Source organism: Winogradskyella arenosi, assembly GCF_003337305.1.
Taxonomy (GTDB): domain Bacteria; phylum Bacteroidota; class Bacteroidia; order Flavobacteriales; family Flavobacteriaceae; genus Winogradskyella; species Winogradskyella arenosi.
In genome coordinates, this window is record NZ_QPJO01000002.1 from 904,930 (window position 1) to 921,288 (window position 16,359).

18 protein-coding genes are annotated in these 16,359 nt (G+C 37.0%); 10 read left to right on the forward strand and 8 right to left on the reverse strand.

Annotated elements, in window-relative coordinates:
- Nucleotides 1–163: 163 nt before the first annotated feature.
- The 10 genes from DFQ08_RS08640 (at nucleotide 164) to DFQ08_RS08685 (ending at nucleotide 9,032) form a co-directional block, all read left to right on the forward strand.
- The gene (locus tag DFQ08_RS08640; protein ID WP_114309592.1) at nucleotides 164–1,702 is read left to right on the forward strand and encodes a YifB family Mg chelatase-like AAA ATPase; all 1,539 of its coding nucleotides are present in this window, start codon (nucleotides 164–166) and stop codon (nucleotides 1,700–1,702) included.
- A gap of 87 nt (nucleotides 1,703–1,789) precedes the next feature.
- Complete coding sequence (locus tag DFQ08_RS08645) at nucleotides 1,790–2,902, forward strand: DUF2891 domain-containing protein (protein ID WP_114309593.1); 1,113 nt, start codon at nucleotides 1,790–1,792, stop codon at nucleotides 2,900–2,902.
- On the forward strand, nucleotides 2,902–4,128 hold the full coding sequence (locus tag DFQ08_RS08650; protein ID WP_114309594.1) for an Nramp family divalent metal transporter: 1,227 nt from the start codon (nucleotides 2,902–2,904) through the stop codon (nucleotides 4,126–4,128). Before DFQ08_RS08645 ends, DFQ08_RS08650 begins: the two co-directional genes overlap by 1 nt.
- A gap of 1 nt (nucleotide 4,129) precedes the next feature.
- The gene (gene pxpA / locus DFQ08_RS08655; protein ID WP_114309595.1) at nucleotides 4,130–4,870 is read left to right on the forward strand and encodes a 5-oxoprolinase subunit PxpA; all 741 of its coding nucleotides are present in this window, start codon (nucleotides 4,130–4,132) and stop codon (nucleotides 4,868–4,870) included.
- Nucleotides 4,871–4,876: 6 nt separating this feature from the next.
- The gene (gene pxpB / locus DFQ08_RS08660; RefSeq protein WP_114309596.1) at nucleotides 4,877–5,608 is read left to right on the forward strand and encodes a 5-oxoprolinase subunit PxpB; all 732 of its coding nucleotides are present in this window, start codon (nucleotides 4,877–4,879) and stop codon (nucleotides 5,606–5,608) included.
- Entirely contained in the window at nucleotides 5,601–6,452 is an 852-nt protein-coding gene (locus tag DFQ08_RS08665) for a 5-oxoprolinase subunit C family protein (RefSeq protein ID WP_114309597.1), read from the forward strand. Before pxpB ends, DFQ08_RS08665 begins: the two co-directional genes overlap by 8 nt.
- 82 nt (nucleotides 6,453–6,534) lie before the next feature.
- Nucleotides 6,535–7,044 carry a hypothetical protein gene (locus DFQ08_RS08670; RefSeq protein ID WP_114309598.1) on the forward strand — a complete coding sequence of 170 codons (510 nt, stop codon included), beginning with the start codon at nucleotides 6,535–6,537 and terminating at the stop codon, nucleotides 7,042–7,044.
- 12 nt (nucleotides 7,045–7,056) lie between these two features.
- Entirely contained in the window at nucleotides 7,057–7,749 is a 693-nt protein-coding gene (locus tag DFQ08_RS08675; protein WP_114309599.1) for a hypothetical protein, read from the forward strand.
- 23 nt (nucleotides 7,750–7,772) lie between these two features.
- Nucleotides 7,773–8,534, forward strand: coding sequence for a sensor histidine kinase (locus tag DFQ08_RS08680; protein WP_245935398.1), 762 nt, complete (start codon nucleotides 7,773–7,775; stop codon nucleotides 8,532–8,534).
- Between the two features lie 30 nt (nucleotides 8,535–8,564).
- Nucleotides 8,565–9,032, forward strand: coding sequence for a DinB family protein (locus tag DFQ08_RS08685; protein WP_114309601.1), 468 nt, complete (start codon nucleotides 8,565–8,567; stop codon nucleotides 9,030–9,032).
- A gap of 125 nt (nucleotides 9,033–9,157) precedes the next feature.
- Here DFQ08_RS08685 and DFQ08_RS08690 read toward each other — a convergent pair whose 3' ends face one another.
- The 8 genes from DFQ08_RS08690 to DFQ08_RS08720 all read right to left on the reverse strand — a co-directional run bounded on the left by DFQ08_RS08690 (nucleotide 9,158) and on the right by DFQ08_RS08720 (nucleotide 16,259).
- Nucleotides 9,158–9,868: an RluA family pseudouridine synthase gene (locus tag DFQ08_RS08690; protein ID WP_114309602.1), complete on the reverse strand. Its 711-nt coding sequence runs from the start codon at nucleotides 9,866–9,868 to the stop codon at nucleotides 9,158–9,160.
- Nucleotides 9,869–10,003: 135 nt separating this feature from the next.
- On the reverse strand, nucleotides 10,004–10,822 hold the full coding sequence (gene panB / locus DFQ08_RS08695) for a 3-methyl-2-oxobutanoate hydroxymethyltransferase (RefSeq protein ID WP_114309603.1): 819 nt from the start codon (nucleotides 10,820–10,822) through the stop codon (nucleotides 10,004–10,006).
- 685 nt (nucleotides 10,823–11,507) lie between these two features.
- On the reverse strand, nucleotides 11,508–12,497 hold the full coding sequence (locus tag DFQ08_RS08700; RefSeq protein ID WP_181858381.1) for a hypothetical protein: 990 nt from the start codon (nucleotides 12,495–12,497) through the stop codon (nucleotides 11,508–11,510).
- A gap of 140 nt (nucleotides 12,498–12,637) precedes the next feature.
- Complete coding sequence (locus DFQ08_RS16255) at nucleotides 12,638–12,889, reverse strand: hypothetical protein (RefSeq protein ID WP_220235578.1); 252 nt, start codon at nucleotides 12,887–12,889, stop codon at nucleotides 12,638–12,640.
- Nucleotides 12,890–12,933: 44 nt separating this feature from the next.
- Nucleotides 12,934–13,227: a hypothetical protein gene (locus DFQ08_RS16260; RefSeq protein WP_220235579.1), complete on the reverse strand. Its 294-nt coding sequence runs from the start codon at nucleotides 13,225–13,227 to the stop codon at nucleotides 12,934–12,936.
- Nucleotides 13,228–13,718: 491 nt separating this feature from the next.
- Complete coding sequence (locus DFQ08_RS08710; protein WP_114309605.1) at nucleotides 13,719–14,084, reverse strand: hypothetical protein; 366 nt, start codon at nucleotides 14,082–14,084, stop codon at nucleotides 13,719–13,721.
- A 100-nt stretch (nucleotides 14,085–14,184) separates the two neighbouring features.
- On the reverse strand, nucleotides 14,185–15,609 hold the full coding sequence (locus DFQ08_RS08715; protein ID WP_114309606.1) for an L-serine ammonia-lyase: 1,425 nt from the start codon (nucleotides 15,607–15,609) through the stop codon (nucleotides 14,185–14,187).
- Nucleotides 15,610–15,734: 125 nt separating this feature from the next.
- On the reverse strand, nucleotides 15,735–16,259 hold the full coding sequence (locus tag DFQ08_RS08720) for a collagen-like protein (protein ID WP_147269460.1): 525 nt from the start codon (nucleotides 16,257–16,259) through the stop codon (nucleotides 15,735–15,737).
- Nucleotides 16,260–16,359: the final 100 nt, after the last annotated feature.

A 16,359-nucleotide genomic window follows, 5' to 3' on the forward strand; every position in this document is an offset into this window, starting at 1 on the left:
AATAAATAGGTTTAGTTGCTGTTGGAATTAAGGATTTTAGCAAAACAATTTGGATTCTGTTGGACTAATTTTACGATTTAAAGTTTTAAAGCCTTTTAAGATTACATTTTGAAAGGTTTTTTTATTGCCTTGATTTTCTTACATTTAGGAAAACTAATCATTCATGCTTAAGAAAGTATTTGCAAGTGCTGTTTTTGGAGTGGAGGCGTCAACCATTACCGTTGAGGTTAATGTAGACAAGGGGGTTGGCTATCATTTAGTCGGGTTACCAGATAACGCTATCAAAGAAAGTAATTACCGTATAGCCGCTGCGCTTCAAAATAATGGGTATCGAATTCCAGGGAAAAAGATCACCATAAATATGGCTCCTGCAGATTTGCGTAAAGAAGGATCGGCTTACGACTTAACTTTAGCCATTGGGATTTTGGCGGCCTCTAATCAAATTAAAGCTGAAAACCTAGAGGATTACCTCATTATGGGTGAGTTGTCCTTAGACGGGAGTTTACAGCCTTTTAAGGGTGCACTACCCATTGCAGTAAAAGCAAGAGAGGAAGGGTTTAAAAATATCATATTGCCCATTCAAAATAGTAAGGAAGCCGCTATAGTAGATGATATAAAGGTTTTTGGTGTAGAGAACATCGTGCAGGTTATCAATCATTTTGATCATGGTGAACCCTTAGAGCAGACTATAATTAACACTCGAGAGGAGTTTTATAAAAATCTTGAATTTCCGGAGTTCGATTTTGCAGATGTCAAAGGGCAAGAGTCTATAAAGCGCTGTATGGAAATTGCGGCAGCTGGAGGTCATAATATTATTCTCATCGGTCCTCCTGGCTCGGGCAAAACCATGTTAGCGAAGCGTTTGCCTAGTATTTTGCCACCAATGACGCTGCATGAAGCTTTAGAAACCACTAAAATTCATTCGGTTGTAGGTCGTGTAAAAGCACATACCGGACTCATGGCACAACGACCGTTTAGGAGTCCGCATCACACAATAAGCAACGTCGCTTTAGTAGGCGGCGGAAGTTACCCGCAACCAGGTGAAATCTCATTATCACACAATGGAGTGTTATTTTTAGATGAATTGCCAGAGTTTAAGCGCGAAGTTCTAGAAGTGATGCGTCAACCTTTGGAAGATCGGGAGGTAACCATCTCTAGAGCGAAATTTACGGTGACTTATCCTTCGTCTTTTATGCTTGTGGCGAGTATGAATCCTAGTCCAAGTGGCTTTTTTAATGATCCGGATGCGCCAATAACCTCATCGCCGGCAGAAATGCAGCGTTATATGGGGAAGATTTCAGGGCCGTTGTTAGATCGTATTGATATTCATATTGAAGTGACTCCTGTGCCTTTTGAAAAATTATCAGATGAGCGTCAAGGGGAATCTTCCGTGGACATTCGTAAACGCGTTACTAAAGCGCGGGAAAAACAAACCGAACGGTTTAAGGATTTAGAAAACATTCATTACAATGCGCAAATGAATTCTAGGCAGATTAGAACTTACTGTAAATTAGACGATGCATCCATGTTACTTTTGAAATCTGCTATGGAACGCTTAAATTTATCAGCGAGAGCTTATGATAGAATTTTGAAAGTCGCCAGAACTATTGCAGATCTGGAGAACGCTCAAGAGGTTTCAGGAGTTCATATAAGTGAAGCTATTCAGTACCGTAGCCTCGATAGAGATGGTTGGTTGGGTTAGTTTTATTTGTATAATTAATCTTGATTTATAGTATATTATAGGTTTTTGTTTAAAGTTTTAGTTTAATAGTAAGTTTTTAAGTAATTGATGAAAAAATATTTTATTTTATTGGCGATTTTGATGGCTTTTAGTTGTAAAGACGCGGAGAATGCAAAGGAGAATACTGATCGTGTTGAGGAGGAAATTGAAGCGATTGAAGTGGTGGAATTGAATTTAGAGCAAGCCAATCGCTTAGCGCAATTGCCTTTAAATTGTATAAATACAGAGTATCCAAATAAATTAAGTCAGACCATTGGTAGTGCTTCAGATTTAAAAACACCTCAAGAGTTGCATCCTGCATTTTATGGTTGTTTCGATTGGCATTCTGCGGTTCATGGGCATTGGAGTTTGGTGTCGTTGTTAAAACAGTTTCCAGATTTAGATCAGAAAGATGCTATTACACAAAAACTACTTCAGAATATTTCAGAAGAACATATCGCTCAAGAGCTGCTTTATTTTGAAGGCCCGCATAATAAGTCGTTTGAGCGGACTTATGGTTGGGCGTGGTTATTAAAATTAGCGCAAGAGCTAAGAGGCTGGGACGCCCCTGCAGCGCGTCAATTAGAAGCTAATTTGCAGCCTATGACGGATCTAATCGTTAATAAGTATTTGGAGTTTCTTCCGAAGTTAAATTATCCAATACGTGTTGGGGAGCATTCTAATACGGCCTTTGGTTTGAGTTTTGCGTATGATTATGCGGTTGCTGTGCAGCATAAAGAGCTTATGCATCTTATTGAAAACAGGGCTAAAGATTTTTATAAGAATGATCAAAATTGCCCTATAGAGTGGGAGCCGAGTGGGTATGATTTTCTGTCGCCATGCTTGGAGGAGGCGGCTTTAATGAAACGTGTGTTATCTGCGGGAGACTTTGAGTTATGGGCGCGTAATTTTATGCCTCAACTTTTTGATAAGGACTTTAAGTTACCTGTTGGTGAGGTGTCTGATAGAACAGATGGGAAGTTAGTGCATTTAGATGGGGTTAATTTTTCCCGAGCATGGAGTTTGAATTATTTAGCTAAGGAAATGCCGGCGTTGAAGCATTTAACCAATGTAGCTAATCAGCATATTAATTATTCGTTGCCTAATATTGTAGGCGATCATTACGAAGGTAGGCATTGGTTAGGGAGTTTTGCTATTTATGCGCTGAACTCTATTAAATAATGATTTTAAAATTCTTAAAAAACATCGGTCCAGGACCTCTTGTGGCTGCTGCATTTATAGGTCCTGGTACGGTTACGGTGTGTACGTTAGCGGGAGTGAACTTTGGGTTTGCGCTGTTGTGGGCGATGGTTTTATCTGTGTTTGCTACCGTTATTCTTCAAGAAATGGCCGCACGATTAGGAGTGGTGGCGCAAAAAGGTTTGTCTGAAATTATAAGAGAAGAGATAAAGTATCCGCTTGTGAAAGGTGGGGTTATGCTTCTAATTATTAGTGCTGTGGTGCTAGGAAATGCTGCTTATGAAGCGGGTAATATTAGTGGTGGTGCTTTGGGTGTTGAGGCGATAACTGGAAATCTTAGCTGGACCATTGGTGTGCTGCAGCTCAATGGAGCAAGTGTAATTATTGGGGTAATGGCGTTTATATTGCTTTATATAGGAAATTATAAAGTGTTAGAGAAAGCGTTTATAGTCTTGGTAATTTTAATGAGTTTGGCCTTCATTATAACGGCGATTTTAACCAAGCCGAATCTTCTCGATGTTTTTAAGGGGCTTATCGTTCCTGAAACTCCAAAAGGGAGTATTCTTACTATCGTGGCCTTAATTGGGACTACTGTGGTACCGTACAATCTCTTTTTGCACGCCTCATTGGCTAAGACGAAATGGAAATCTGATCGTGATTTAGCTTTGGCTAAGCGTGATACGGTTGTCGCTGTGGTTTTAGGCGGAACGGTCTCTATGTGTGTAATTATTTCTGCGTCGGCAATACAAATGCAAGATATTAAAAGCGCTTCTGATTTAGCTTTAGGACTTGAGCCTTTATTTGGGCGGTTTTCAAAATACTTTTTAGCTATTGGTTTGTTTGCTGCCGGAGTAACAAGCGCTATAACAGCGCCTTTAGCTGCTGCATTTGTGGCAAGTGGTTGCTTGGGGTGGGGATCGGACTTGAAATCTAGAAAATTTAGAGCGGTTTGGATGGCTATTGTCTTGTTAGGAGTGCTGTTTTCTAGTTTGGGTTTTAAATCTATTGAAATTATAAAGCTTGCTCAAGTGGCTAATGGGTTGTTGTTGCCTGTGGTGGCAGGGTTCTTGCTTTGGGTGATGAATAAATCTTCGGTTCTAGGAAAGTATGTGAATACTAAAAAGCAGAATGCCTTAGGAATTTTGATTATGGTGGTAACGATAGTTTTAGGATTAAAAGGTGTTTTAACTGTGTTTAATGTGATATAAGATGAAAGTTAGGTCAATAGATGTAAATGCAGATGTAGGTGAAGGTGTAGGGAATGAGATGCTTTTAATGCCGTATTTGTCGTCGTGTAATATTGCTTGTGGCGGACATGCCGGTGATATTGAAAGTATGACAAGTGTGGTGCGATTAGCGAAATCTAATCAGGTGAAGATTGGGGCGCACCCCTCATTTCCAGATCGGTTGAATTTTGGGAGAACTGTAATGGAGATGTCTCCTTCTGATTTGTATACGAGTTTAAAAGCGCAAATAGAGCGTTTGCAGGTGGTGGCGGATGCTGAAGGTGTTGTTTTAAATCATGTTAAGCCTCATGGGGCTTTATATAATTTGGCGGCTAAAGATGAAGGGGTGGCTCGTGTTGTTTTGAAGGTGCTTAAAGCGGTAAATCCGTTGTTGAAGCTGTATGCGCCATACCAATCGGAAATAGCAAAAATGGCTTTGCTTAATGGTGTTGAGGTGGTTTATGAAGCTTTTGCAGACCGCGGGTATGAGGACGATTTATCATTGGTATCTAGGGTAAAAAAAGGAGCGGTTTTACATGATAAAGAACGTGTTTTTAATCGTGTTTTGAGGATGGTAAAAGATCAAAAAATAACGGCCATAAATGGGGTGGAAGTAGCGATAAAAATTTCAACAATTTGTGTGCATGGTGATACAGAAAATGCGGTGGAAATTGTGAAGTATTTGGTGTGTAAATTAAAGGAAAATAATATAAGGATTCAATAGTGTTTTATGGATTTTGAACTTCGATATTCGCAGTATAATGAGCGTTCTATTTTAATAGAGTGGCCGTCAATTATTGATGAAAACATTCTTAATGATGTACTGCGTTTTAAGGCGCTTATTGAAACGAATACTGTTAAAGTATTGGTTAATGTAATATCTTCATACAATTCATTATTAGTTGTTTACGGCAGTGCTATTGATAATGTCAATGATAGTGTCTTGAGCTTGAAAAATTGGTACACTAATGAAGATAATTCTGCTGCATTGTCGTCGAGGTTGTTTGAAATTCCTGTGTGTTATGAAGAGGAATTTGCGGTCGATTTAGCGGCGTATGCTAAAGCTGTAAGTCGGTCTAAAGATGCGATTATTAATTTGCATTCTAGTGTTATTTATAAGGTTTATTTTATTGGGTTTTTACCTGGCTTTTTGTACTTGGGAGGCCTACCTAAAAGTTTACATTTAGATCGAAAAAACACACCCGATTTAAACATAAAAAAAGGGGCTGTAGGCATCGGTGGAAAACAAACCGGAATTTATCCTCAAGATAGCCCTGGAGGATGGCACATTATTGGTAGTTCTCCGGTGGAGTTTTTTTTACCTCAAGAAACGCCGCCTTGTTTCATTAAGGCGGGAGATCGTGTTAGGTTTAAAGTCATTTCAAAGTCAGAATATTTCGAACTTAAAAAGCGCTATGCGAATGCAAGTATGAACCCTGAACAATTTTTATGTCATGATTAAAATTTTAAAATCCGGATTTTACACGTCAGTTCAAGATCAGGGCCGTTTGGGGTTTGCACAATATGGCGTGCCTAGCTCCGGTGTAATGGATCAGTATGCTAGTAAATTTGCAAATCAGCTCTTAGGGAACGCTAAGGATGCTGCAGTTTTAGAAATGACTATGATTGGCGCAGAACTTCAATTTCTCACAGCAACACGGATTGCTATTGCTGGAGCCGATATGGGGGCAACAATAAATGGGAAGGCTGTGGCGATGTTTAAATCTATTAAAATTCATAAAAACGATATTTTAAGCTTTAGGCAGGCAAAAGATGGGTTTAGGACCTATGTCGCCGTTCGTGGTGGGATTTTAGCACCTCAGGTTTTGGGAAGTCGTAGTATGCTGAAAGGACTTACTGATGATTTTAAATTAAACACAGGTGAGCAATTGCATATCGAAAATGAGTTAACACTTAAAAGCGCGAAGTATGCGCGATTAAAATTCAATGGTTCTTATCTTCAAACCAAAACCTTAGATGTTTTTAAAGGGCCAGAGTTCGAAAAATTAACGCCTTCTCAAGTTGATGAGCTTTTACAGTCTGACTATCAGGTTTCTAAATTTAACAGCCGTATGGCTTATCAACTGCAACCTTTAATTCAGAATGATTTAAAACCCATATTAACTGGACCAGTATTGCCTGGAACAGTACAATTTACGCCTTTAGGTCAATTGGTGGTGTTAATGCGCGATTGTCAGACGACGGGAGGCTATCCTAGAGTGTTGCAATTAACTGAAAAAGCCATTCATATTTTAAGTCAAAAAACAACGGCTGATGATTTGATGTTCAGATTGGTAGCGTTCTGATGTAAGAAAGGTCTTATTTATATTTTTTATATAAGATAAAATTGATACTTTTCCCGTAATTAAACCACGAGAACGACGTATAATGAGAAATTTAGGATTATTTGTATTAGGAATTCTATGCGGTGCTTTGGCTGTATATTTTCTAATGCATAGGGAAAGTGTTGTAACATCTCCTCCCAGAGTTACAGCACCTTCAGGGGTAATTAGCCCGGAACAAATTAAAACCTTAGATCGTGCCTATAATGAGCGTTATAGGATCATAAACGATTCGTTGTTTAAGAATTCTAAAACCGGAGATAATCGATCGGCTTGGTATAACATAGAAGATTTAGAGGGGTATTTGGCTTATGCGAAGCAACAGGCCTCAAATGAAGGTTATATTCTTGACGGCCTAAGACTGTATTTAGGAGCACATCCGGATACAAGTGAAGGGAAAGGTCTTACGACTGTTCTTCTTGTGCCTACGGGCTATAAAAATGTCTCAGAAGGCAGTATGTTACTATTTCAAGATGGCAGTCATGATATTGAAGGGGCTGATGGTTTAGATTTTGCCGGTCACGGTAAGCCACCAAGAGCTAATTATCCGCAATAAAAAAGGTCTAGCATGTCTAATTATGTTCTTGCAATGCATATTGTTGAGCTTATAGCGGCCTTAGCGGGGTCTTACTATAGCTTGAAGGTTAAAGATAAGACTTTAGCTGTTTTTGTGTGGTACCTGTGGGTAACGGTCTTTGTAGAAACTTTTGGGATGTATGGCTATATTTTACAGAATGATTACGATTATGAATGGTTTGTTTGGATAAAGAATTCGGTGTTTCGTTCTAATAATTGGCTTTATAATCTTTACCGAGTTGTGTCTATAATTTTATTCGGACAGTTTTATGAGCGGGTGATTAAAGATCCTTCAGTTACAAAACTCATAAGAATTTTAGTAATTGCTTATGTCTGTTTTACGGTCGTTTATTTTACGATGAGCGGGACTTTCTTTATATTTTCTTTGCCTTATGGTGTTTTTGTAGAAACGTTTTTGGTGTTTGTTTTCGTTATGTTTTATTATAGGCAACTCCTAAAAAGTGATAAAATCTTATACTTCTACAAATTACCTGTTTTTTATATCAGTTCAGGCTTGTTGCTTTGGTACTTGAGTGTCACTCCGATTTTTATTTTTAATAGCTATTTAAACGTTATCAATGATAAGTTTTTAGAATTTAGAGACTTCTATCTTTTTATAGCAAATATTTCACTTTATTTATGTTATACCTTTTGTTTTCTTTTCACATTACGGAGAAAAAAATAGTAAGCAATGAAGAGATAGCCTTAATGTCTTACGTCATTTTTTTTGTGTTGACCATTTTAGTGGTCTTTGTGTTGTTTTTTCTCATGTTTCAAAAGCGAAAAAATCAATTATTGCTTGATAAAGTGGTGCAGCAGCAGCAATTTGATGCGGAATTAATAAAAACGCAGCAGGAAATTCAGGAAGAGACTTTAAAACACGTGGGGCGTGAGCTCCATGATAACGTAGGGCAAATGTTAGTGTTAGCGACAATGCAAATGAATGCGCTAGCTAATGGTGTAAAACAAGAGGATAAGTCTAAAGTTGATAATTCAGCTAAGGCTTTAAAAGATGCTTTAGAGGAAGTGAGAGCCTTGTCTAAATCCCTAAACAGTGATGTAATTTTTAAATTAGGATTTGAAGCGACAGTTAAAAATGAAATTGACCGTTTAAATAAATCAGGCTTGATTCGATCTGAATTATTGGTGGTAGGCGAGAAGGTGAGTTTTGAAAATAAAAAAGATGAAGTGATTTTGTTTAGAATGCTTCAAGAGTTCTTCTCAAATACCTTAAAATATGCTGAAGCAGAGCATCTCAATGTTTCATTAGAATATGGAACGGAGAATTTAACGATTATGTTGGAAGATGATGGACAAGGGTTTGATATGGCTACTATAACAAAAGGATCTGGTCTTATCAACTTAGAAAAAAGAGCCGAATTAATCCAAGCACAACTAGAGTTAAAGACCAAGCAAGGGGAAGGAACAACCTTATTGTTACAATACCCGTATAAAACTAGTTGGCTGTAATGTAAAAAGACATTCTCGAAAACAAAGAAAATGACCCAATCTGAACTTATAATTTTAAATTTTACAGAAATAAGGAGAAGAAGTATAAAACTTTGGAATGGACTACCTGAGAAATATTATAATTGGAAACCTGACGAAAAAGCTATGAGTGCGTCAGAAATGATAAGACACGTTTTGGAAGCTGATTATGGATGGAACCTTATTATTAATCAAGGAGATATGACAAATTATAAAACACCTTGGGAAAACCGACCATTTATTAATGTTACTGATGAACTTGAATTTGCCGAACCTTATAGAGAAACATTTATGGAAAGTGTATGGCAATTTTCGGATACGCAATTAAATGAAACTGAAATCATTCATCCAGGGAACGGAGAAAAGAAAATACTTGGAAAATATTTATTGCGGATTGGATATCACGAATCAGTTCACGCAGGACAATTTTTGTCATATTTAAGAGCAATGAAAATTGATAGACCAAAAATATGGGATTAAAAAAACACTACAGCTAACAATGTATAACCGCAATTACGGAGGATTCGACTACGTCCGAATCCACTCGGAATTGCTAACGTCAGTTCTAAACCGAAAATTAACACATATTAAACCGTAACTGACGGTTATACGAGACCGTTAGTATTACACGCTTTCCAAAGCGGATCATTAGGTAAAGGGGCAGTAATAAAAATATCTTCTTTTTTAACAGGATGAACAAAACTCAGCGTTCTGGCATGTAGGCTAATACTTGCATCCTTATTACTCCGATCAAAACCATATTTTAAATCGCCTTTAATTGGGCATCCTATAGCGGCTAATTGGGTTCGGATCTGGTGGTGTCTTCCGGTTTCTAGATCAATTTCTAAAAGGTAGAAATTGTCTAAAGTTTGTTTTAACTTATAATGAAGAATGGCTTTTTTACTCCCGTTAACTTCTTTGCCGTAAGCAGTAGATTTATTGTTCTTAGAGTTCTTTTTTAACCAATTTACTAAAGTGCCTTCGGGTTGTGGTGGGACATTTTTCACTAAGGCCCAGTAGGTTTTCTTAGCGGTTTTTTCAGCGAATAATTTATTTAACCGTGGTAACGCTTTACTGGTTTTAGCAAACATTACAATTCCTGTAGTTGGTCGGTCTAAACGATGCACTACACCAAGGTATACATTGCCTTCCTTTTTATATTTCTCTTTTAAATACGATTTTACAACCTCGCTTAAGGGTTTGTCTCCTGTACGATCTCCTTGAACAATATCCCCAGCACGTTTGTTTACAACGATGATGTGATTGTCCTCATAGATAACTTGAAGGTTATTTTTATTGGAAAGGATTTTAGGCAATGTAATTCTAAAGGTTAGGGTTGTTAAATAAGTATAGGGTATTCAAGATTTATTAAGGTCTATCAAGTTTTAGCTTCAAACAAAAGCTGAATGTCCGAGGACTGAGAAACTATAGTCTAATGGTCTTACTGTCCGTTAATATTGCTCTTCGTCATTTGGGAAGTCCTTCGACTTTACATCATCTGCATACTGGCCAATAGCATTGGTCATATCTTCATACAGATTCATATAGCGGCGTAAAAAACGAGGATTAAATTCGTGCGTCATACCTAACATATCGTGTAAGACTAAAACTTGTCCGTCTACACCAGCGCCAGCGCCGATTCCAATAACCGGAATAGAAACACTCTCTGCGACTTCTTTTGCTAAATCAGCTGGGATTTTTTCTAAAACAATACCAAAACAGCCAGCGCGTTCTAGCATTATGGCATCTTCTTTTAAGCGTTGTGCTTCTTGCTCTTCTTTAGCTCTAACCGTATAGGTTCCGAATTTGTAAATAGACTGTGGCGTTAGTCCTAAGTGGCCCATTACCGGGATACCCGCATTAAGAATACGTTTTATAGAATCTTTAACTTCTTTACCGCCTTCCATTTTTACGGCATGACCTCCGGATTCCTTCATTATTCGAATAGCAGAACGTAAAGCTTCTTTAGGATCACTTTGGTAACTACCAAAAGGCAAATCAACCACAACCAAAGAACGATCAATAGCTCTTACGACAGAAGAAGCATGATAAATCATCTGATCTAAGGTGATTGGAAGGGTCGTTTCATGACCCGCCATAACATTACTGGCAGAATCTCCAACAAGAATAACGTCTATCCCTGCGCCATCAACAATTTTTGCCATGGTATAATCATATGCGGTAAGCATAGATATCTTTTCACCTCGGGCTTTCATGTCTACAAGACTCTTAACTGTTATTCTTTTGTATTCTTTTTTTGCTACTGACATTGTAATTCTATTAATTGAATGTAAAAATAAGAAATAGTTTACTGAACTCTGTTTATGTTTCAAGAGATTTAAAGTGCAAGACGAGGATAACGTTCAAAATGTCGTTTTAAACCCATATAACAAGCTACAGTTTAAATAGTTTTGGAATCTATTTTTTTTTGTATTCTAAATTTTAAAAATGAATGCTTATAACAAATCAGCTTTTTGCTTAAACCTAAGTCTTGGAACAATAGGTGAAACGCAAAACGGTTCAGGCTTACACCTGAACCGTTAATTTTAAAAGTTTGTGCAAGCAACCGTTTTTAATGTCAATTAGTTTGTTGTAAAGCTTGCAGTGCTTGTTCCGCCATTAGTAAAGGTCTCATCGGCATATTTTGTGTAAGGCCAAAGAAGTAGTATAGCGTTTCTGATTGTAGTGGTTCTGCGACAGCTGAGTAGCTGTTAACGACAATAGTTCCTTGAGTATGTACTTTTATAAAATGTCTAAAAATTCAGTCCCTATTTCTTCTTCAGTGTTGGACTAAATCTATAAATCGGCTGCAAATTTATAAAATAAACTAGCATCATGCCATTCTGTTTGAAATTTTATTTAGTTCCCTGTATTAGGGTTTACTGTTTAGAGGTAGCCCTGAGCACTTATAAATTATTGAGAGCTTAAGGTGTTGTGTTCAGGTATGTGGAAGTCTTAATCGTCTTGGTATTCCAACAATTTTACAGGAAGTTCTAAGGTTTCTAGTTTGGCTTTAAGATCCGTTAATGCTTTGCTATTGGGTTGGTCTTTAAGTGTGATTTCTCCAATTCTAAATTCTGTGCCACCGAAACCCTTTGCCGGTAATACTTTTATAAATTCAATAGTACTCGCGTTATCAAATAGGATGAAGTCAAATTTAGTAGCCAATACGTATTTTTTAGTATGGTCTGAATACATTAGGCTAACTTGGTTAGGACTTATTTCATTTGATATGGCTTTCGGCGTTCTGAAGAGATCCTTATAGTATAAAGCTAGTTGTGCGGCTCTGATGTCATCGTCCTTATTTGCTATAGAAGCATCAGCTAATTCGTAATGTCTTCGGAAGGTTTTTGTCTGAGAATACTCCAGTTCAAAATTGGCTATTACAGTCAACCCCTTGGCAAACTCAGTTTCTTTGTTGTAGAATGCGCTGAGGTAAGGTTTGGCCATTTCTATTTCGTTGTACCAGCCAATGTAAAGCAACGCTGCGGTTTCTCCATACTCTTCATTTCTGATACCTCCATATACGGATAAGCCGATTCTGAAATCACCAAACCACCAATGCGGTGCGTAAGTTACATAACGACTGCTATAGCCTTCGTTATATTTTTTTCCTTTTGGAAGTGGATTTTTATGAGTCCCATTTGGCATTCCTAAAATAGATTCTAGTTGTTCCATATAAGGGGAATGAGGCTTTTGAAGCCATCCTGTTTGGATAGGTTTTAGTTCAAACGAAATTGAAGATATTGGTTTGTCGTAAGCTGGGCCGTAGAATTCACATGATACGGCTTCTAATCCTAAGAATCCATTAGATTTTACCTTGTGCAGTTTCCATGAACTTATCGTCTTGTTTAGGTTGTCACGTTCAAATAAATCGAATAAGTCGTTAAACGTTTGTCCCCATTTAAATGGTTTGTTATCTATTTTAAATTCTTTCCAATTCATCTTTTTTGATATGGCCATCACGCAGTTGTTTGCTGTTTTTTTTGTGTTTAAACAAATAAAATAGTCTGTAAATTCTGAGAGGTTTAATAAAAGAGGGTAGCGACCTTGCTATTCATTATATACAGAATTGTTGCCTGTGTTTAGTTAAATTTTGAATTTAAAAATGCGTCTAACATTTGTTGTCTTATCTTATCGTTGACAGCAGTTATATTTAAGGTAAATTCTTTTTTACCAAATAATCTGCTGAATCCTGTGGTTTTCATCTTTATTCCGTTTGGAAAATCAACAACAACGTCAAATCTCTGAAATTCCAATCCGCTAATTTTTTGAGTTGAAGAAATTGAATCGAGTTTTGCTTGTGGTATTTGAGTTTCGAGAGTTTGATAGAGCATTTCATTGACATCATGATAAGTTTCTAGATAGTTGCCGTCAATTTCTATATCATAGGGTTGATAATTAGCTTCAAAATTATTGAACTGTCCATTTTAAAAGTGAAGATCGTTGTCGCTTGATTAATCATTTCCTCGCCGAAAGTTTTTTCAATTGCATCTTTTCCTTTCTGTTGTGTTTTATTCCAATCCTTCTCATCTATGGAATTAAAATTTTCAGGAATAGTGATAGTCCAGTTAAAGTCTTTGTTGTGTATAGTTTTCGAATTTGTTTCTGTTTGGCTTGTACAGCTGTAAAGTCCTAAAAATAGAAACAGACAGGTTATTTTTAATTTCATCATAGGTCTCTAATGTTTTGTTTTTAACGATTTTGAATAATATTCTAGGTAAAGATTTTATGTCTTTAAAGGGTTCGTTTTCTAAATTTAAGACATTCAATGACCGTAAGTGAAGCTTATTAAATAGATGATGGCCAACAGCGTTAAAGCCAAAAATATACTAGAAATTACACTCGTTACAATCGCCGTTTTGTTCTTATGATTTCGAATTGAAATGATAGAGAGAACGAACGTTATAAGAAACAATAAAGGTGATCCTAAAATAAAGGATTCTGGAATTTTCCATGATAGAGGATGATCATTAATCACTAATAATAGAACTATGCCAAGGACAAATAAAATAAGAATAACGGCAATATTTAATTTTTTATAAGTTTCCATTTATTTTTCGTTTTTATAACTCACTCTAAGTGATTCCAATGTTATTAAACAAACGCCAATTTCTTAAAGACCAGTCCTAAACAATGAATTAAGCATGGTGTTGGCAGAACTTTTTAATCCTTAACGCGTTTCAAATTCCGGATCGCATAGAACTCAAATCCGTTTATAGGCTTAATTTTTCGTTTTTTTATCCGGTAGGTGAGGGCGGTATTAATTTCTGTCCAATGGTTGTCTAATCTATCGTCTTTCTCTAATGTTAGCTTAAGAATTAGAGTGCTATTTTCAATATTCCAATGCCCTTTTAATTCCGAATAAATTATGCTGTGATAATGATAAAATTTAGTACGATGAAAAGTTCCGTTTTTGTAAAGCACTAAACTGTCAGAATCAACATAATTCCATGAAATTCCGTTTGTAGATTTTTGTTTTAATTTCTCTTTCTTATAAACATACTGTGAATGGATCTCTTGCGAAACCATACTGGTGGTAACAAGACCAAAAAGCAATATTAGAACTGTAGTTTTCAGAGGTATGCTAAGTATAAATAATTAAGATGACGTTTTAATTTGTTATTAGTGTTTAACAATCGGTCAAATGAACACCGACTGCTAATCCACCTTCAGAGGTTTCTTTGTATTTGGTATTCATGTCTTTGGCTGTTTCCCACATGGTGTTTACCACTTTGTCTAGGGGGACTTTTACATTTTTAGGGTCGGTGTCTAAAGCTAATTCCGCAGCGTTAATAGCTTTAATAGCACCCATAGAATTGCGTTCTATACAAGGAATTTGCACCAAACCTCCAATAGGGTCGCAGGTTAAACCTAAATGATGTTCCATGGCGATTTCTGCAGCGACTAAAACTTGCTCTGGTGTACCACCGAGTAATTCGCAAAGGGCGCCCGCAGCCATGGCTGAAGAAACACCTATTTCGGCTTGGCATCCTCCCATAGCAGCACTGATTGTAGCACCTTTTTTAAAGATGCTTCCTATTTCGCCAGCAACCAATAAGAATTTTTTAATGTGTTCAAAATCGGCATCATGATTTTCAATCACTAAATAGTACATGAGTACGGCAGGGATTACACCAGCACTACCGTTAGTAGGGGCTGTTACTACACGACCTAAAGCGGCATTCACTTCATTAACAGCTAAGGCAAAACAGCTAACCCATTTTAAAATTTGTCGGAATTTAACTTCCGTTTTTCTTATGGTTTCTAGCCATTCTTGCGGACTATTATAGGTATAGTCTCCAATGAGAATTTTATGGGTGTCAAAAGCACGACGTCTCACGTTGAGCCCTCCTGGTAAATTACCTTCGGTATGGCAGCCTGTGTACATGCATTCTAACATGGTGTTCCAAATGCGTTTCAATTCAAAATCAATATCAGATTCCGCTCTTAAGGACTTTTCATTTTCTAAAACCACCCCAGAAATAGGTAAATCCAATTGGTTGCAAAACTTTAAAAGCTCTTCACCATAAGAAACCGGATAAGGGAACGTACAGTAGAAAATTATTTTATTGGCCTTAGCTAATTTACGTTCTTCTTGCACTACAAAACCTCCGCCAATAGAGTAGTAGGTTGATTTGTAATTGCGCCCATTAATACGAGCGGTAAACACCATCCCATTAGAGTGAAAGGGTAAGAATTTACGATTGAAAACAATATTGGTTTTAAAATTAAACGGAATTGCTCTTTCATTATTAAACATTAAAACCTCATCCGTTTTTACGGCATTAATAATAGTGTCAATGTTTTCAATTGGCATTCGCTCTGGATCGGCACCCGTTAAGCCTAAAATTACAGCGTAGTCCGTAGCATGGCCTTTTCCTGTTAAAGATAAAGAACCATAGAGGTCCACCGTTATTTGTTCAACTTTTTCAAAGCGTTTTTTATCTTTTAATTCCTGTATCCAACGTTCGGCAGCACGCCAAGGTCCTAAGGTATGAGAACTTGATGGGCCAACCCCAATTTTAAGCATATCGAATACAGAAATACATTCCATTTAAATCGCAATTTAGTCGTGTTGCAAATATAGAAGATGTGACTTAAAAGAAAATAGTTCTAGACATAAAAAAAATCCTGAAATAGATTTTCAGGATTTTTTTACTAAGTTGGTTGGTTTCTTCATTATAAAGCCTCAAAGTCCGTGATATTATAGGCTTCTATAACGGCATCGAGTTGAGAGACATCAATATTGAGATTAAGAAGGTCGGCCGGTAAAATCACAATTCTAAAAACTTGATTTTGGGTATAGGCACTGTCTAAAGTTGAAAGTTCAAAATTTCCATCAATCAATAGTTCAACATCTGCATAAGTGTGGTTAAATACATACTGAATAATATCAGCGTCCTCAAGGAAGAAATTCTGAGGTAAGGGAGACCAAGCGTCCGTAGCTTCTCCGTTCACGGTAACCACATCTTCTAAGCGGTAGACTAAAACCACGTCACTATCGAGTAAATTATAGGGAAGGGCAATGAGCGCTTCTTGCAAACCGTTGTCGGGATTATATTGAAAGTCTACAGGGGAAACTTCGAAGGATAGGGCGGCATATTCATCTGCCGATAAGCCATTTAAACCAGGTGGACCTTGATCGCCTTCACAGGCCATAAAGAAGAAGGTGAGGCTTACTAATAAATAAGTGAAATTTTTCATGCGATTCTATTTTTAATGAAAGTTATGAAATTTATATGACGATTAGAATGCTACACTTAAATTTAACGTTCTATAGACGATAATATAAACTTTAAAATAA